The sequence below is a fragment of the Gordonia hirsuta DSM 44140 = NBRC 16056 genome (assembly GCF_000333015.1).
Lineage (GTDB): Bacteria > Actinomycetota > Actinomycetes > Mycobacteriales > Mycobacteriaceae > Gordonia > Gordonia hirsuta.
In genome coordinates, this window is sequence record NZ_BANT01000040.1 from 31475 (window position 1) to 48392 (window position 16918).

Annotated in this window: 20 protein-coding genes; 10 read left to right on the plus strand and 10 right to left on the minus strand. The window is 68.7% G+C overall.

Features of this window, described 5'->3' with window-relative positions; translation table 11 throughout:
- The first annotated feature begins 4 nt into the window (after window positions 1-4).
- Window positions 5-1396, plus strand: a complete 1392-nt coding sequence (locus GOHSU_RS13110) for an APC family permease (RefSeq protein ID WP_005942584.1) — start codon at window positions 5-7, stop codon at window positions 1394-1396.
- A gap of 6 nt (window positions 1397-1402) precedes the next feature.
- On the opposite strand, the gene GOHSU_RS13115 is transcribed toward GOHSU_RS13110, so the two are convergent.
- Window positions 1403-2572, minus strand: a complete 1170-nt coding sequence (locus tag GOHSU_RS13115; protein ID WP_005942587.1) for an aminotransferase class I/II-fold pyridoxal phosphate-dependent enzyme — start codon at window positions 2570-2572, stop codon at window positions 1403-1405.
- Between the two features lie 75 nt (window positions 2573-2647).
- Complete coding sequence (locus GOHSU_RS13120) at window positions 2648-3481, minus strand: aldo/keto reductase (RefSeq protein WP_005942590.1); 834 nt, start codon at window positions 3479-3481, stop codon at window positions 2648-2650.
- A 102-nt stretch (window positions 3482-3583) separates the two neighbouring features.
- On the opposite strand from GOHSU_RS13120, the gene GOHSU_RS13125 reads away from it, so the two are divergent.
- Window positions 3584-3775, plus strand: a complete 192-nt coding sequence (locus tag GOHSU_RS13125; protein ID WP_005942593.1) for a hypothetical protein — start codon at window positions 3584-3586, stop codon at window positions 3773-3775.
- Here the strand turns inward: GOHSU_RS13125 and GOHSU_RS13130 are convergent.
- Both GOHSU_RS13130 and GOHSU_RS13135 read right to left on the minus strand, forming a co-directional pair.
- Window positions 3753-4775 (minus strand): hypothetical protein, encoded by a 1023-nt coding sequence (locus GOHSU_RS13130; protein WP_245551749.1) that lies wholly within the window; start codon window positions 4773-4775, stop codon window positions 3753-3755. The genes GOHSU_RS13125 and GOHSU_RS13130 overlap by 23 nt on opposite strands.
- Before the next feature lie 309 nt (window positions 4776-5084).
- Window positions 5085-6008, minus strand: coding sequence for an NADP-dependent oxidoreductase (locus tag GOHSU_RS13135; protein ID WP_005942599.1), 924 nt, complete (start codon window positions 6006-6008; stop codon window positions 5085-5087).
- A gap of 103 nt (window positions 6009-6111) precedes the next feature.
- On the opposite strand from GOHSU_RS13135, the gene GOHSU_RS13140 reads away from it, so the two are divergent.
- Together GOHSU_RS13140 and GOHSU_RS13145 are read left to right on the plus strand one after the other, a co-directional pair.
- Entirely contained in the window at window positions 6112-6369 is a 258-nt protein-coding gene (locus GOHSU_RS13140; protein ID WP_005942603.1) for a GlsB/YeaQ/YmgE family stress response membrane protein, read from the plus strand.
- A 114-nt stretch (window positions 6370-6483) separates the two neighbouring features.
- Entirely contained in the window at window positions 6484-8019 is a 1536-nt protein-coding gene (locus GOHSU_RS13145; protein WP_005942606.1) for a flavin-containing monooxygenase, read from the plus strand.
- A 20-nt stretch (window positions 8020-8039) separates the two neighbouring features.
- On the opposite strand, the gene GOHSU_RS16930 is transcribed toward GOHSU_RS13145, so the two are convergent.
- Window positions 8040-8624 (minus strand): DUF5313 family protein, encoded by a 585-nt coding sequence (locus GOHSU_RS16930; protein WP_005942610.1) that lies wholly within the window; start codon window positions 8622-8624, stop codon window positions 8040-8042.
- On the minus strand, window positions 8621-9361 hold the full coding sequence (locus GOHSU_RS13155; protein ID WP_005942613.1) for an SOS response-associated peptidase: 741 nt from the start codon (window positions 9359-9361) through the stop codon (window positions 8621-8623). The genes GOHSU_RS16930 and GOHSU_RS13155 overlap by 4 nt, the downstream gene beginning before the upstream one ends.
- A 150-nt stretch (window positions 9362-9511) precedes the next feature.
- Here GOHSU_RS13155 and GOHSU_RS13160 point away from each other — a divergent pair, with 150 nt between their 5' ends.
- Window positions 9512-10231 carry a sigma-70 family RNA polymerase sigma factor gene (locus GOHSU_RS13160; RefSeq protein ID WP_005942616.1) on the plus strand — a complete coding sequence of 240 codons (720 nt, stop codon included), beginning with the start codon at window positions 9512-9514 and terminating at the stop codon, window positions 10229-10231.
- Complete coding sequence (gene rsrA, locus GOHSU_RS13165; protein WP_005942620.1) at window positions 10228-10530, plus strand: mycothiol system anti-sigma-R factor; 303 nt, start codon at window positions 10228-10230, stop codon at window positions 10528-10530. Before GOHSU_RS13160 ends, rsrA begins: the two co-directional genes overlap by 4 nt.
- 98 nt (window positions 10531-10628) lie before the next feature.
- Here the strand turns inward: rsrA and GOHSU_RS17420 are convergent, their stop codons facing one another.
- Window positions 10629-10703: a 50S ribosomal protein bL37 gene (locus GOHSU_RS17420; protein WP_428829743.1), complete on the minus strand. Its 75-nt coding sequence runs from the start codon at window positions 10701-10703 to the stop codon at window positions 10629-10631.
- A gap of 92 nt (window positions 10704-10795) precedes the next feature.
- Between GOHSU_RS17420 and GOHSU_RS13170 the strand changes: the two genes are divergently transcribed.
- Entirely contained in the window at window positions 10796-11014 is a 219-nt protein-coding gene (locus GOHSU_RS13170) for a biotin/lipoyl-binding carrier protein (RefSeq protein WP_024332970.1), read from the plus strand.
- Window positions 11014-12546, plus strand: coding sequence for a sensor histidine kinase (locus GOHSU_RS13175; RefSeq protein WP_005942624.1), 1533 nt, complete (start codon window positions 11014-11016; stop codon window positions 12544-12546). The genes GOHSU_RS13170 and GOHSU_RS13175 overlap by 1 nt, the downstream gene beginning before the upstream one ends.
- 110 nt (window positions 12547-12656) lie before the next feature.
- Here the strand turns inward: GOHSU_RS13175 and GOHSU_RS13180 are convergent, their stop codons facing one another.
- Together GOHSU_RS13180 and GOHSU_RS13185 are read right to left on the minus strand one after the other, a co-directional pair.
- Window positions 12657-12911: a WhiB family transcriptional regulator gene (locus GOHSU_RS13180; protein ID WP_005942626.1), complete on the minus strand. Its 255-nt coding sequence runs from the start codon at window positions 12909-12911 to the stop codon at window positions 12657-12659.
- Between the two features lie 301 nt (window positions 12912-13212).
- On the minus strand, window positions 13213-14169 hold the full coding sequence (locus GOHSU_RS13185; protein ID WP_005942628.1) for a diacylglycerol/lipid kinase family protein: 957 nt from the start codon (window positions 14167-14169) through the stop codon (window positions 13213-13215).
- Window positions 14170-14234: 65 nt separating this feature from the next.
- Between GOHSU_RS13185 and GOHSU_RS13190 the strand changes: the two genes are divergently transcribed.
- Both GOHSU_RS13190 and GOHSU_RS13195 read left to right on the plus strand, forming a co-directional pair.
- Window positions 14235-14660 carry a membrane protein gene (locus tag GOHSU_RS13190; RefSeq protein ID WP_024332971.1) on the plus strand — a complete coding sequence of 142 codons (426 nt, stop codon included), beginning with the start codon at window positions 14235-14237 and terminating at the stop codon, window positions 14658-14660.
- 107 nt (window positions 14661-14767) lie between these two features.
- Window positions 14768-15559, plus strand: coding sequence for a ParA family protein (locus GOHSU_RS13195; RefSeq protein ID WP_005942633.1), 792 nt, complete (start codon window positions 14768-14770; stop codon window positions 15557-15559).
- A 65-nt stretch (window positions 15560-15624) separates the two neighbouring features.
- On the opposite strand, the gene GOHSU_RS13200 is transcribed toward GOHSU_RS13195, so the two are convergent.
- Window positions 15625-16902: an Rv3212 family protein gene (locus GOHSU_RS13200; protein ID WP_005942635.1), complete on the minus strand. Its 1278-nt coding sequence runs from the start codon at window positions 16900-16902 to the stop codon at window positions 15625-15627.
- Window positions 16903-16918: the final 16 nt, after the last annotated feature.

Here is a 16918-nt window from a genome sequence, read left to right on the forward strand (position 1 = left end):
AACAGTGGGGGAACAGCAGAAGCGGGCGCGGGGCTCGATCGGGGTGACGGCCGCGACCGCCATCGGTGTCGGCGGCATGATGGGTGCGGGTCTGTACACCCTGGTCGGGCTGGCGGCCGAGTCGGCGGGTGTCTGGATCGCGGTGGCGTTCCTGGTCGGCGGTCTGGTGTCGCTGTTCAGCGTGTACTCCTACGCCAAACTCGGTGCGCGCTATCCCAGCCGCGGCGGTGCCGCCGAGTTCCTGATCCGCTGCTTCGGCGACGGTATCGTGGCCGGCGGCCTGAACGTCTTCCAGTTCGTCGGCTGGATCATCGCGATGGCGCTGTACGCCAGCGGTTTCTCCGGATACGTGCAGCATCTGCTCCCGTGGGAGACCGACGCCTGGGTCGGCAAGGCCATCGGGGTGGGCTTGGTCGTGGTGCTGATGGGTGTGAACGTGATCGGATCCAAACTGGTCGGCACCTCCGAGATGGTGGTGATCGCCATCGAGTTGGCGATCATCATCGGCTTCGTGGTCGCCGCCTCGTTCAAGGCCGAACCCGGGAACTTCACCAGCCAGCACGGCGGCGACGGGCTGATCGGCATCCTGTTCGCGGCCGGTCTGCTGTACGTCACCTACGAGGGCTTCGGGGTGGTGACCAACTCCGCCGGGGATATGGCCAACCCCAAGAAGCAGCTGCCGCGGGCCATGTACCAGGCGCTGGCCATCGTGATCGTGGTGTACGTGGTCGTCGCCCTGATGATCGTGATGGTGATGTCTCTGCACGACGTCGATGCGAACGCCGGACACGTGCTGTCCGACGCCGGCCGGGCGGTCCTGGGCGAGGTCGGCTTCATCGTGATCAGTGCGGCCGCGCTGCTGGCGACGGCCTCGGGGGTCAACGCGACCCTGTACGGCGATGCGAACCTGGCGTTCACGGTCGCCAAGAACGGTGAGTTGCCCAGTGACTTCGCCCGCGGCGTCTGGCGCAGCGGCACCTGGGGGCTGTTCGGCGCGGCACTGCTGACCTGCCTGTTCGTCGTCTTCTTCCCGCTGGCGTCGGTCGGCCAGATGGCGTCGCTGGCCTTCCTGATCGTCTACGGTGCAGTCAGCCTGGGGCACCTGCGGGTGCGCAAGGAGACCGAGGCCAAGGCCTGGCTGCTGGTGACCGCGGTGGTGCTGAACCTGGTGCTGTTCGCGCTTCTGCTCTACTACTCGATCACCTCGAGTCCGGCGAGCACCTGGATCACCCTGATCGTGGTGCTGGTGGGCAGCTTCGCGGTCGAGGCGATCTACCGCAAGGTCACCGGCCGGCACCTGCGGATCTCTCCGCAGTCGCTGCAGGCCGAACAGAAGGTGCTGCCGCACTACCCGAAAGCCACACCGCCGGTGCTCCCGGCGGCCACCCCGCGGTAGGGACGGTCAGGCCAGGAACTGCCCGAGTCGCTCCAGCCCGGTCTGCAGCTCCTGCTCGCCGGTGGCATACGACAGCCGCACATAGCGTTCGGCGTCGGCGTCGCCGAAATCCTTGCCCGGGGTCATGGCCACGTGCGCCCGGGCCAGGGCCTGGTCGCAGAACTCGGTGGCGCTCATCCCGGTGCCGGAGACGTCCAGATAGATGTAGAAGGCTCCGTCGGGGGCGACGGGAACGCGCAGCGACGGGATCTGCGCCAGCCCGTCGAGCACCAGCTCGCGGCGCCGGCGCAGGACGGCGCGGCGCTCCTGCGCCACGGCGATGGTCTCGGGGGTGAAGCAGGTCAGCGCGGCCACCTGCGCCGGCGTGGGCGGGCAGATGTAGTAGTTCTGGGCCAGCTTCTCGGCGACCGGGATCATCTGTTCGGGAATCACCATCCAGCCCAGCCGCCAGCCGGTCATCCCGAAGTACTTGGAGAAGCTGTTGACCACGATGGCGCCGGGATCGTCGGCGGCGATCGATTTCGGCGGGCTGCCGTCGGGGGCGTCATCGGCCAGCCCGAGATAGATCTCGTCGATGATGCGCCAGCCGCCGCGGTCGGCGACGGCCGAACTCAGCGCGAGCAGCTGCTCGTACGGCAGTGATGTGCCGGTCGGGTTGGCCGGTGACGCGGTCATCACCCCGCGGGTGCGGTCTGTCCAGGCGGCCGCCGCGGTCTGGGCATCGAGCTGGAAACGCCGGTTCGGGCCGGTGGGCAGCAGCCGGACCTGTGCGCCGAAACTCTCGGCGAAACGCCGGTTGCACGGATACGACGGATCGGCGACCAGCACCTCGTCGCCCGGATCGATCAGTGCCGCACATGCCAGCAGCAGCGCCGCCGAGGCACCGGTGGTCACGATCACCCGCCGCGGATCGATCGGGGCGCCGAGCCGGTCGGTGGAGAACCCCGCGATCGCCTCGCGCAGCTGCGGCGTCCCCAGCGCGCTGGTGTACGGCATCGGCCGGCCATCGGAGATGCGGCGGATCTCCGACAAGAACGCCGGCGGTGCACCGAAGTCGGGTTCACCGATGTTCAGCTTGACCACGTGGGTGCCGGCCGCCTCCAGCTCGGCGGCACGCCGACCGTACTCCATCGCATAGAACGGCGTGACCGCGTGTGCGCGGCGGGAGAATTCCATGGAGCCGATCCTAGGCGCCGTACCGGCGGGGGTGGCCGGTGCCGGGCGGCCGGACCCGGGTGTGGTGCGGGCTGGTCAGTCGGGGATCCAGTGGAATTCGTCGGGATCGGGGCCGCGGCGACGGTCCTTGTTCAGCCCGTCGATCAGGGACATCTGGTGGTCGGTGAGCTGGAAGTCGAAGATGTCGAAGTTCTCGGCCATGCGGACCGGGTCGACGGATTTGGGGAAGACGATGTCGCCGCGCTGGATGTGCCAGCGCAGGACCACCTGGGCCACGGTGCGGCCGGTCTCGGCCGCCAGGGCGAGCAGCACCGGATCGTCGAGCACCTGGCCCTGGCTGATCGGCGACCAGGCCTGGGTGAGGATCTGGTGTTCGGTGTCGAAGGCGCGCAGCCGGTCCTGCCGCAGGTACGGGTGTACCTCGATCTGGTTGACCGCCGGCACCGTCGAGGTCTCGGCCAGGATCCGCTCCAAGTGCGGGATCTGGAAATTGGAGACGCCGATGGAGCGGGTCGCTCCGGCCGCCGCGAACTCTTCCATCAGCCGCCAGGTGTCCACGTAGTCGTCGAACCTGGGCATCGGCCAGTGCACCAGGTACAGGTCCATCGGCCCGCCGAGCGCCTCGACCGACCGCGCGGTGGCCGCCCGAGCAGCGTCCGATGCATGAGCGTTGTTGTTGAGTTTGCTGGTCACGAAGATCTCCTCGCGAGCGATCCCCGACTCGGCGATCGCCGCACCGACCTCGCGTTCGTTGCCGTACATCTGCGCGGTGTCGATGTGCCGGTAGCCGACCTCCAGCGCGGCCAGGACGGCGGCCTTGGTCGCGGCCGGTTCGATCTGGAAGACGCCGAAGCCGAGCTGCGGGATGGTGCGCCCGTTGTTGAGCAGAAGCTGGGGTACGGAAGTCATGGTCTCCAGCCTAGGTGCGCCGATGGGGGACTACCCCGATTTCCTCCCGGAGTTGTGGCCGCCGCCGATGACAGCAGGGCACGGCTCGGGCACGGTGGAGGCATGACGAATCAGAATTCGTGGAACACACAGTCCTCAGGGACCTCGTTCTGGAAGATCCTGGCGGTCGTGATCGGCGCCCTGATCCTGCTGTCCATCGCCTCGGCACTGGTCAAGGCCGCGCTCTGGCTGCTGGTGGCGGCGCTGGTGGTGATCGGCGCCTTCACCGTGATCAAAGCGTTCTCGTCCGACTGACCGTTACGGACGGGTCGACGGCCGCGGCCGGATCGGACTCGCTGACAGCGGGCCGCGTTCGCCGGGTCAGGAAATTGATGCGATAGCTGAAGACCGCCAGCGCCGCCAGACCGATTGCGACGTTGATCAGCGCACCGAACTGTTCGGCGACGAAGTCGAAGACCTCGGTGAGCAGCATCGTCACCAGTGCGGCGGCCCGCAGCATGCGCAATGGTCGCAGCGAGTGCGGGTTCCGGCCATGCAGGAACAGAGCCGCCACACACAGCACGAAGGCCAATGTCGACCCGCCGAACCGGCCGATGGCCGAGACCGCGATTCCGGTTCCGGCGTCGAGATCCTCGGCGATGGTGACCGAGGCCGAGATCAGGCCGGCCAGGCTGAACGCGGTCAGTAACCAGGCGGCTGCCTGCGTCGTGTGCCGGCCGAACTTGGCCTCGAGGTCGCCGGGCAGCAGCCGTGCCCGCAGCCGGTCGGCGGCGCTGGGCGGATCTTCGGGGGCACCCTCCAGGACCCGAGAGACCTCGTCGACCGTGGCCGGATCGGCACCGCCGGCGACAGCCGAGTTCAACAGGCCCCGGATGTCCTGGCGTTCGGCCGCGGTGGCACCGCCGACGACGGCTTCGGCGGTGCGAATCAGCGCTTCACTCAGTTCGCCCTGCGGGGAGCTGCGCCGGGTGTCTTGGATCGCCCGGTTCACCAGCAGCAGAACCACCAGAACCACGTACATGATCGACACCGCCGGCGCGAAGAAATAGTCGTTGGTCTTAGTGACGAATTTGCCGACCTCGTCCAAGAACAGACCGAACCCGATGCCGCCCAGCAGTACTGCCAGCGCGCGGGCACGGCGCCCGGCGAATGACAGCAGCACGATGATCGCGATGATCATCGCCGCACCGCCCCACAGGGCGTGGGCGATGTGCAGGGTTTTTCCGCCGATCTGTGGGTAGCCGGTGGCGGCGAGATAGGCGCGGATGACCAGGATGGTCACGATGGCAATCACGATGACGGCTTGAACCAGCGATCCTCCGTCGGAACGACGAATCATGTCGGGGCCTGTGCTTTCGGTCTGTCGCGGGAATGTGCGGCGTCGGTGCGCGTCAGGTGCCGGCAGTCTGCGACGTTCAGTGCTTCCGGGGGCGGCCGTGCCGCCTACCTTACGATCACAGAGTTCCCGCGTGAGCGTTATTGAGCGGCGTCCGGCACTGCGGCGATTCCGCGGCAGTGCCGGGCGCCCGGCCACAGGACTGCTCACGCGAGGACACGGCCCCTGTCTTGGACGCTGACTGCTCGAGCCAAGCGCGCTCGCAGCTCACGGATGAATGATGAGTTTTCCGCGCGGACGGTGCCCGCCGAGGGCGGACAGGGCCGCAGCGGTGTCCTGCAGCGGGAAGGTCCCGCCGATCTCGACGGCCAGCCGCCCTGCCGCCGCATCGTCGAGCAGGCCAGCGATGGCCTCGCGCCGGTTCCGGCGGGAGGCGGGGGTGCTGCCGTCGACCATCGTGATGCCCTCGCCGGTCAGCCCCCACGCGGCGATGCTCACGATCCGGTCGGCCGGCACCAGGGCCAGCGAGACGTCGATCGCCTGATCGGTGCCGACGGTGTCGGCCACCGCCGTGACCGGTGACGGCATCGCCGTACGCACGGCGGCGAGCAGATCGCCGTCGTAGGCGACCGGCACCGCGCCCAGCGAGCGCAGGTGAACGTGATTGGCTGGGGAGGCCGTCGCGATCACGGTCGCACCGGCGGTCACAGCGCGCGAGACGACGATCGAGCCGACCGCTCCCGCGCCACCGTGTACCAGCAGCACATCGTCGGCGGTCAGCTCGAGGGTGGCCAGGATGTCGGCGGCGGTGACACCGGCCAGCAGCAGTGCGGAGGCCTCGTTGAAGCCCAGGTCCGCGGGCTTGCGGTGAACGTGGGCCGCCGGCGCCACGAGGAACTCGGCGAAGGCGCCCGTCGCCGGGTACACCACCACCTCCTCGCCCGGGCGGAAGCCCGACGAGGCGCCGGCGGCGTGCACCACTCCGGCGGCCTCGCCGCCGATCGACAGCGGCAGTTTCGCCGGGTCGGCGCCGACCAGGCCGCGGACCTGCTTGGCGTCGAACGGGTTCACGCCGGCCGAGCGCACCCGGACCACCACGTCGCCGTCGTCGGGTTCGGGCACCGGCTGGTCGACGATCTGCAGAACCGCCTCGGGGTCGCCGTAGTCGGCGGCGAGGATACGAAGAGCCATACCGAGCAGCCTACGGCCCGGGAATCTTCAGGTTACGGCCGGAGACCGGCCGGGTACCCGCGTACGGTAGACACACGACGTACATCGAATCGAGAGGACCAACATGCTGTCACTGGGCATCATCGGCTGGATCATCATCGGCGGCCTCGCCGGCTGGGTGGCCTCGAAGATCATGAAGCAGGACGACCAGATGGGCATCTGGAAGAACATCGGCGCCGGCATCGTCGGTGGCTTCCTGCTGGCGATCTTCGGTGTGGATGTCGAGGGCGGAGGGCTCTTCTTCAGTTTCCTCACCTGCCTGGGCGGTGCCTGCATCCTGCTCTGGCTGATCAACCTCCTCAGTTCCAAGAAGCACGCCTGATCCGGCGAGCACCGAAGGGCATCCCGCCGACGGGGCGGGTCGTCGCCGTGCGTGACGGCGGCGCTGCGATCGGTTACCGTCAACCTGAGTAACAGACACAGGAAGGCGGCTGTCATGGGGGCAACGACCCTGGACCACGAGGTGGTGATCGTCGGCGCCGGCTTCGGCGGTCTGGGCGCGGGCATCGAGTTCACGCGTCAGGGCATGACCGATCTGGCGATCCTCGAACGCGAGGACGATCTGGGCGGCACCTGGCATGTCAACCACTATCCGGGCCTGGCCGTGGACATCGCCTCGGTGACGTACTCGTACTCGTTCGAGCCGAACCCGCACTGGTCGCGCCTGTTCGCACCCGGCGCCGAACTCAAGAAGTATGCCGAGCACGTCGCCGACAAGTACGACCTGCGCCGGCACATCGAGTTCGGGGTGGCCGTGCAGCGCGCCGAATGGGACGACGACGGGCAGTACTGGACGGTCCACACCGACGACGGCCGCTCGCGCACCGCGCGCTACCTGGTGACCGCGACCGGGTTCCTGTCCCAGCCGCACACCCCGGACTTTCCGGGCATGGACACCTTCGCCGGCAAGATCATCCACACCACCGACTGGGAAGACGGCTACGACTTCGCCGGGAAGCGGGCCGCGGTGATCGGCACCGGTGCCACCGCGGTGCAGTTGATCCCCGAGATCGCCCGCACGGCTAAAGCGCTGACGGTGTTTCAGCGGACGCCGATCTGGGTGGTGCCCAAGATCGATTTCGCCATCCCCGCGCCGGTGCAGACCCTGTTCCAGAAGGTGCCGCTGACCCAGAAGGCGGCCCGCCTGGTGAACACCGCGGCGCTCGAGGCGCTCATGGTCTTCGGGGTGCTGCACTTCAAACAGGCCAAACCGGGCAACAAACTGGCCGCACTGCTGTCCAAAGCACACCTGCGTGCGCAGGTCCGCGATGCCGCGACCCGCCGCAAGCTGACGCCGTCGTACGATTTCGGCTGCAAACGGCCCACCTTCTCCAACACCTACTTCCGGGTGTTCAACCAGCCGAATGTGACCCTGCAGACCTCGCCGATCGAGCGCGTGGAAGCCGACGCGATCGTCTGCGCCGACGGCACCTCGGTCCCGGTCGACACCCTGGTGCTGGCCACCGGATTCAACCTGTGGGACACCAACTTCCCGGCCTTCCAGATCGTCGGCCGCCAGGGCCGCGATCTGGGCCGATGGTGGCGAGAGGGCCGGTTCCAGGCCTACGAGGGCATCGCGGTGCCCAAGATGCCGAACTTCCTGAGCCTGAACAGCCCGTACTCGTACAGCGGCCTGAGCTACTTCACCACCATCGAGGGCCAGATGAAGCACATCGCTCGCCTGTTCGGCGAGTTGCGCCGGCGCGGGGCTGACACCTTCGAGGTGACCGAGGAGGCCAACACCGCCTACCTGGACCGTTCCACCAAGGCCCTGGACTCGTCGGTGTTCTACGCCGGGGACTGCACCGGCTCGCGCAGCTACTACTTCAACCAGCATGGGGAGGCGACACTGTTGCGCCCCAGCTCGACGCTGTCGACCCTGCGGGAGATGGGCAGCTTCCCGCTCGAGGACTACACCTATCGCGCGGCGCCGGTCAGCGAACCGGTCACCGCACCGGCCCCGACGGCCTGATGATTGCGACGGCCCGGGCGCTACCGCCCGTAGGCCCCGCGCTCGCCGGAATCGGTCGGGTTCGGCGCTGTGTCGTCTGACGGTGCGTCGGCCGACTCGGTGCCCTCCGATCCGGCACCGGCCGGAGAGTCGGGGACCGGTGATTCGACGACGTGGGACTCGACCACCGCCGCGTCGACGATGTAGGGACCGATCGGTTCGGGGATGTCGTACGGCGCCGACGACATCAGTTCGGGACGGTGGGTGCGCTGGTAGAGCTCCTCGGCTTCCGAGAGCCGGATGACCTTCACCTTGGTCGCCAGGGCCGGGTCCAGACCGTTGTTGTGCAGCAGGTGGCGACGGTAGATGCTGCCCAGCGCCACCTGGAAGTAGATGTACGGGATCAGCAGGATCAGGACCATCCCGCCGCGGAGCAGCCACGAACCCGGCAGGAAGCACAGGCCGATGATGATCGGCAGGAACGGGATGAGACCGCGGATCAGGTACCGGCGGTAGTTGCCCTTGCCGGTGATGTCGTTGGCCACCCAGTCCTGCATCTGCGGCGGCAGGGGTCGGCCCAGCAGGTAGCCGATCCGCTGCAGGGGTCCGGGGCGGGCGGTGCTCATGAGATCGGCTCCAACAGTCGGGGGCCGTTGTTGGCGACCCGGTTCACCAGGGTGGATACTTCCCGGATGTCGATGGCCTCGGCCAGAACGGTGTCGGGCGGAGCCAGCAGAGCGGGGTCGGCCGGGCGGTCCGGATCCAGCCAGTCCGCCCAGTGCTCCACCGGCATGATCAACGGCATGCGGTCGTGGATCTGCCGGTGCGGTCCGACGGCCTCGGTGGTCAGCATCGTCGCCGAGGAGATCCACGCGGTGTCGTCGCCGGCGGCCCGCGCCTGCGGGGATCGCCAGGCGCCCCACAGTCCGGCCATGTACAGGCGCGAGCCGTCCCGCGCAGACATGTAGAACGGGGTCTTGACCGGCCGACCGTCCGGGCCGGCAGGTCCGGTCCGCCACTCGTACCAGCCGTCCATCGGGAACAGGCAGCGCTTGTTCGCGGCGGCGGCGCGGAAGGCAGGTTTGGTCTGGGCGGTCTCGGCCCGGGCGTTGAACAGCAGCGGCCCGCTGCCCGGTTCGGTGGACCACGGCGGAATCAGGCCCCAGCGCATGGCCCGGACCCGCCGGTCGATCGGCTGGTGCACATCATTGGCCTCGTGCCGGTCGACGACGGTGAGCACGGTGGTCGACGGCGCGATGTTGTAGTTCGGTGTCGGGTCGTCATCGTCGGGGACCTCGTTGCGGGCCCCGATCTCGGCGGCGAGTCTCACCGGATCCGTGGTCACCGCATACCGTCCGCACATTCTTCGATTGTCCCACGCAACCGGCGGCCGGTGCAGACGGCGTCGTTCGGCACCTGGACGGACCGCAGGAATCGGTGCCGGAATGGAACAACGCCGGGCCCGGGGTTGTTGGGATCGGTGAAGGGAACGAAACGGAGAGGTGGCTCAGCAATGGCGGAAGCCCAGACCCTGCCACGGGAGGCCCGCAACGGTGCGCTGCGCGGCTCGCTAGACTTAGTCGAGCACATCACCAGCGAAGGGATAGCGGTGTCGCCAGCCGATTCGCCAGCCGAGCCGACCCCGGAGGAGACTCCGGAGGAGCTCACCGCCCGTTTCGAAAGGGATGCGCTGCCACTGCTGGATCAGCTGTACGGCGCGGCCCTGCGCATGACGCGCAATCCGGCCGATGCCGAAGACCTGGTGCAGGAGACCTACATCAAGGCGTTCACGGCGTTCTCGTCGTTCAAAGCCGGCACCAACCTGAAGGCCTGGATGTACCGCATCCTGACCAACACCTACATCAACTCCTACCGCAAGAAGCAGCGCCAGCCCGCGCAGTATCCGACCGACGAGATCACCGATTGGCAGCTGGCCGCCAGCGCCGAACACACCTCGACCGGACTGCGGTCGGCCGAGGTGGAGGCTCTCGATGCGCTGCCCGACAACGAGATCAAGGACGCCCTGGGGCAGCTGCCGGAGGACTTCCGGATGGCGGTCTACTACGCCGACGTCGAAGGTCTGCCCTACAAGGAGATCGCCGAGATCATGGATACGCCCATCGGCACCGTGATGTCGCGGCTGCACCGCGGCCGCAAACAACTGCGCGAACTGCTGGCCGATGTGGCCCGCGAGCGCGGTATCGGCCGCGCCAAGAGCGAGGTGAGCCGATGACCACCGGCGATCTGACCCCGACCAACGACGAGCAGCTCGACTGTTCGGCCGTCCTGGCCGATATCTTCCTGCTGCTGGACAACGAGTGCGACCTGGACGCGCGCGCCCGGCTGCGGCTGCATCTGGAGCGCTGCCCGACCTGCCTGGAGCATTACGACGTGCAGCGCGAACTGAAGGCGCTGTTGCGCCGCAAGTGCGCCGAGGCCGCACCGGCCGGGCTGGCCGACCGGCTGCGGGTGGAGATCCGCCGCACCGTGGTGGTCCGGCAGACCACGATCCGTATCGAGAACAACGACTGACTGTCCGGGCCGGTCAGGCCCGGACCACCGATGCATTTCGGCCCGGCTCCCTTTGCGAAAAGGGGGCCGGGCCGAAGTCTTGGCGCAGTGCCGAAGAATCAGGCGTTCGGGCGCTTGCCGTGGTTGGCCTTGTTCTTCTTACGTGCACGCCGCTTGCGTCCGCGCTTACTCATGACGGACCTCCTCATCGTCTAGGCATAAGTTCATCGCCGATTCTCTCACGCGCGTACCGATCAGCGGTAATCCGATGCCCTACCATGAGCCCATGATCGAAGACGTGGTCGCCGAAATCGTCGCTACCGTCCTGGAGGTGTCGGCGCGGCCGGGTCAGCCCGTCGTCGTCGGCGATACGTTGCTGCTGCTGGATTCGATGAAGATGGAGATCCCCGTTCTGGCCGAGTACGACGGTGTGCTGGACACGGTGACCGTGGTCGCCGGTGATCAGGTGCGGGCCGGAGACGTGCTGGCCACCTATCGCCGCTGATGGCGACCCTGCACGATCTGCTCGCCGAACACACCCGGCTCTCCGACCGCTGCGGCCAGCACCTGCAACGGCTGGTCGCCGAGTGGCAACTGCTCGCCGACCTGTCGTTCGCGGACTATCTGCTGGCGGTCCGGGAGACCACCGGGGCGCTGGTGTACGTGGCCCAGGTGCGGCCCAACACCGCCTCGACACTGTTCCCGCACGACCAGGTGGGCCGGCGGATCGATGCGGCGGGCGATACGCACGGGGTCGGCGGACCCGGCGTCGGGGCGCCGGCGGAGGCGGCCTTCGTCAGCGGGCGGATCGAGCGCGCAGCGGCTCGGCAACAGCTCGGTGCTTTGCCGGTGGAGACGATCGCGGTGCCGGTGGTGGTCGACGGCGCGGTGATCGCGGTGCTGACCCGGGCGGGGGCGGCGCGCGGCGAGTTGCCCCCGTCCCCGCTGGAGTCGGCCTACCGGGAGGCGGCCGAGGCGCTGTGCACGATGGTGGTCGAGGGCGCCTTCCCGCTGGAGGAGGCCAACACCCTGGGCCTGTCCACCCCGCGCGCCGGAGACGGTTTCATCCAGCTCGACCGGGACGGGCGGGTGGTCTACGCCAGCCCGAACGCGGTGTCGGCGGTGCACCGGATGGGGTGGCAGTCCGAACTGGGAACGGTGCGCCTGGCCGATCTGATCGCCGGGCTGCTGGCCGACCCGCTCGATGCCGTCGACGTGGGTGCGGTGCTGGCGGCGGCCTGCGGCGACGAGACCGGGCCGATGCCGGAGGAGCTGCCGTTGCGGATGGAACTGGATGCGCGCCGGGCCAGCGTGCTGCTGCGCGTGGTGCCGCTGCGTAGCGGGGGAGTCGGGCGCGGTGCGGTGGTCCTGATCCGCGACGTCACCGAAGTGAAACGCCGGGATCTGGCGCTGATCAGCAAGGACGCCACCATCCGGGAGATTCACCACCGGGTCAAGAACAATCTGCAGAGCGTCTCGGCGCTGCTGCGGCTGCAGGCCCGGCGCAGCGACAACCCCGAGACCGCGGCGGCTCTCGGCGAGGCGGTGCGTCGGGTGTCGTCGATCGCGCTGGTCCACGAGATGCTCTCCGGCAGCGTCGACGAAGAGGTCGATCTGGATGCGGTGGTGGACCGGCTGGTTCCCACCCTGATCGAGGTGTGGGCTCCCTCGGGCGGTGCAGCGCAGATCGCCGTCCGCCGAGGCGGCCGACTGGGGGTGCTGCCCGCGGATCTGGCGATGCCGCTGGTGCAGGTGCTCGCCGAGGTGATCCAGAATTCGATCGAACACGGTTTTGCCGCCGACCGCGAGGGCGCGTCGATCGTGGTCGGCGGGCAGCGGGATCTGCGCGGGCTGACCGTGCGGATCACCGACAACGGCGTCGGACTGCCGGCCGGTATCGACCCGGCGTCGCCGAACAGTCTGGGCCTGCAGATCGTGTCCACGCTGGTCTCCAACGACCTGGGCGGGCGGATCGAGTACCGGCCCGGCCCCGACGGGATGGGCACGAGCGTCGACGTCTACGTCCCCCTGCACTGAGGCCGGGACCGAGACTGGGATGCGAGAAGCCCGGCCGTGAAGAGAACGGCCGGGCTTCCTGCGTCTTGCGACGTACCGGCCTCGTGGGCCGGACGAATCTGAGAAAGAGGTCAGACGATGCTGCGCGCACGGGTGCGGGCGTTGCGACGCTTGAGCGCGCGCCGCTCATCCTCGCTCATGCCGCCCCAGACGCCGGCGTCCTGACCGGTCTCCAGTGCCCAGGCCAGGCACTCGGCGGTCACCGGGCAGCGCTGGCACACCAGCTTGGCGTCGGCTACCTGAGCGATCGCCGGGCCGCTGGTGCCCACCGGGAAGAACAGTTCCGGGTCTTCGTCGCGGCAGATGGCTTTGTGGCGCCAATCCATGTCTTACTCCTTCGGGCATGACTCCAGGCGCACCAGATGGTGCGCGCCTTGGAGCTCGCGGGTTCACTACGGGCTGTGAAACAGCAGGTGCCTCACCTATCAGACGTAATCCTGTGGGGACTACCCGGGGGGTGCTGTTTTGCTGTCTGTAACCGTTGTACTAGCCTGCACACGGCTTTGGCTAGAGTAATTTCGCGATTGCCGAATACATCACAGGGGGTTGGCAAGTCGGCGAATATCTGCTTACCAGCCAGTAGAACCGGTCTGACCTGCCATTATGTGTAGAAGCGTGATGGTCGTCTCAGGCCTGGGACTCCGGTGTGTGAGCGGCCACATGCAGCACATTCTGCCGGCAACCGAAGTCCATCGCGGTGTGGCGACCCAGGTAGTCGCCGTCCATCTGCACGTCGGCGGGCTCCTCGCTGCGGAACCGGACCCAGGCGACGTCGTCGTCGCGGTACAGGTGTGCGGCCTTGGGATCGTCGGACCCGTTGAGCAGTTGCGAACCGAGCATGATGTTGCGCATCACGCCGACGCTGGTGGCGGCGAACACCCCCAGACCGTGGTTGAAGTCGGTGCCCGGGTTGGTGGCGATCGGCCGGGTGCCCAGATAGGTCCATGGGCCGGTATTGCTGACGAAGCCGAACCGCACTCCGGTGATCGGTTCGCGGTCGGGCACTGTCACGGTGAACACCGGCGACGTGACCGAGGAGGAGAAGAACGAACTGACGGTGGTGAAGAAGTAACGCTGCGCGGTGGCGCGCTTGCCGGCCCGGCGCTTGTCCTCCATCCGGCGCACCACGATCGCGTCCATTCCCATGCCCGCGTTGAACAGAAACCAGCGGTTGAGCGTGTGCCCGAGGCTGATCGGGCGGCGACTGCCGGCATCGAGCAGGGAGATGAGCTGGGCGGTCGCCACGATCGGGTCGCGGTCGATACCCAGAGCGCGGGCGAAGACGTTGGCGCTGCCTCCGGGGACCACGCCCAGGGCCGGCAGCGAGGCCGGATCGCGCGGGACCGAATCCGGCGTGCCGAGCATGCCGTTGACCACTTCGTTGACGGTGCCGTCACCGCCGTGCACCACCACCGCGTCGTAGCCGTCGGCGGCGGCCCGCGCACCCAGTTCGCCGGCGTGACCACGGTGGGTGGTGTGCTCGACGTCGACGTCGTACCGGGCGCTCAGCGTGTTCGCCAGGGTGTCCCGGCCGGCCGGGGTGGTGAAGGTGGCAAACGGATTGGTGACCAGCATGACGCGCACGAGATGTGAGCTTACCCGTGAACCCGGACGTGACCGGTGACGGTATCGGCAATAGGCTGTGCCCCGTGAACGTTTCCGACCCCGACCAGGCCCTGTCAGCGGTGCCCCGGACCCTGCGTATTGCCGGCGGGGTGGTGACCGGCGAAGGCCTGATCGGCATCGGCGTGGCGATCTACCTGGTGATCCGCGCCCTCGGGGGACACCAGGAGAGCTTCATCAGCGGCTACGGAACCGCGCTGTGGTTCGTGCTGATCTTCGGCGGTGTCCTGGCCGGCGGTCTGGCGATCTACCGCGGACGGCGCTGGGGCCGGGCGATCGGGGTGATCGCCCAGATCCTGCTGATTCCGGTCGCCTGGTCGCTGCTGACCGACAGTCACCTGCCGGTGCTGGGTGCTCCGCTGCTGGCGGTGGCGCTGCTGGTGCTCGGGCTGCTGTTCGCGCCGGTCTCGATGCAGTACCTGGCCGCCGAGGGGCTGCCCCCGGATGCCTAGCGCCTGGACGCGGTGACTGTGGACGGCGGGCCCCGCACATACGGCCGCGGGCCTCACTAGGCGCGCCGCAACGGCGGCGCCGGTGAGCGGCCCATTAGGGTGGGGATATGACGCGCACACTCGCCATCGCGAATCAGAAGGGTGGCGTGGCCAAGACCACCACGACCGCCTCCGTCGGTGCCGCACTGGCCGACCTGGACGTCTCGGTGCTGGTGGTCGACCTGGATCCGCAGGGCTGCCTGACCTTCTCCCTGGGACACGACCCCGATTCCCTCACCAAATCGGTGCACGACGTGCTGCTGGGCGCGCACGATATCGCCGATGTGCTGCTGGACACCGACGACAACATCACGCTGCTGCCGGCGACCATCGACCTGGCCGGCGCCGAGGCGCTGCTGCTTATGCGGCCCGGACGCGAATACGCGCTCAAGCGGGCGCTGGCCGAGGTGGCTCAGGACTTCGATGTGATTCTGCTGGACTGCCCGCCTTCGCTGGGGGTGCTCACCCTCAACGGCCTGACCGCCGCCGACGAGGTGGTGGTTCCGCTGCAGTGCGAGACCCTGGCCCACCGCGGCGTCGGGCAGCTGCTGCGCACCGTCACCGAGGTCCAGCAGATCACCAACCCCGAGCTGAAGATGCTTGGAGCGGTGGCCACCCTGTTCGATGCGCGCACCACGCACAGCCGGGACGTGCTCTCGGACGTGTCCGACCGGTACGACCTGCCGGTGCTGGATCCGCCGATTCCGCGGACCGTGCGCTTCGCCGAGGCCTCGGCCTCGGGCGCCTCGGTGCTGCGTGGGCGCAAGAACAAGGGTGCGACCGCCTACCGCGAGCTCGCGCAGAACCTGTGGTCGTACTGGAACGGCGCACCGCTGCGCACATTCGAACTGGGCGTATAACCAGGCGGTGCGGGTAACCAGGAGGTGCGGGTAACCAGGCGGTGGGCGCCCGGCGCGGTGCCGCCTCAGCCGCGGGGGCCCAGGACGACGATCTGGTCGCCGCGCTGCTCGATCACATACGGGCCCAGCACCGACAGGGACACCAGGCCGCGGTAGTCGCCGCGGTCGACGGGCAGCTTCCGGAGTTCTTCACCGCTGACCGGATCGCGCAGGCTGATGGCGCCGGGGACCGGGATCATCAGCGCGGTGGCGACCTCACCGGGGCCGATGGTGTCTTCGATCCGCACCCGCGCCTGGCCGGAGTTGGCGTCGAGCACCAGGGTCGACCGGCCGGTCCAATAGGTGGTCAGACCGCTGGCGGTCAACGGGCGGCTGCCCGGCGGCGGGGTCACCTCGCCGCTGACCGAGCGGGCGGCGCGCTGCAGGGCGTCGTGCCCGAACATCCGGACGGTCGGGCCGGGATGACCCGACCCGGGATCGCCGCCGCCGTCGTAGACGGTGACGGTGGTGTCGGTGACCGAGATGACCGCCGGCGGGGCGGCCGCGGTGCTCTCGGTGATCAGCTCCGACCCCCACTGGCGGATCTTCTCTTCGCTGGTCATGGTGCTACTCAGGACGGTCAGCCGGTAGCCGGTGTCACCGCTGCAGCGTTCGACCACCGCGACCCGGTCGGCGCCGGAGATCGCCGAGTGCAGGGTGCAGTCGTGCCGGTCGGGGGCGGTCTCCGGATTCACCGGTGCCTCGATGCGCCCGTACTCGATCCCGCGCACCAGATTGGTGCCCCAGGTCTCCAGCCGGGTGTCGCCGGCGGCCAGCGCATAGGAGCGGTCGTAGGACAGGGCGATGCGGGAGTCGGCGTCGGAGGTCCGGTTGCCCTTGCGCGCACCGGTCCCGGCGTTCAGCGCGGTCACCTCGCTGCAGCCGCGCCGGTTGCGGTACACCCCGAGAGCGTCGTTCTCACCGCCGGGCCAGGCCGCGGCCAGTGCGCACAGCGGTGCGGTCCGGGTGTAGCGCCACAGGGGCTGCCCGGTCTGCGGGTCGCGGCCGGTCATGGTGCCCTCGTGTCCGGTGAGGACGGTGGCCCTGGCCACCGCCGGTACCGCGGTGGCCGGGGAGGGCGCCCGCCACAGCTCGTGCAGCTCGGTCGGCAGCGACTCGGTGGGCAGGGGCGCCGACGGTTCCTCGTCGGCGGTGGTCAGTTCGGTGCTGCGTGCCGGCGCGGTCCACCACAGCAGCACCCCGGCGACCACCACCAGCACCACGATCGCCGCGGTCACGGCGAGATCGAGGCGGGTGCGCCGCTCGGGGGCCACGCGGGTGCGCGGTGGCGGGGTGCCGGCCAACAGCGCTGACTATTCG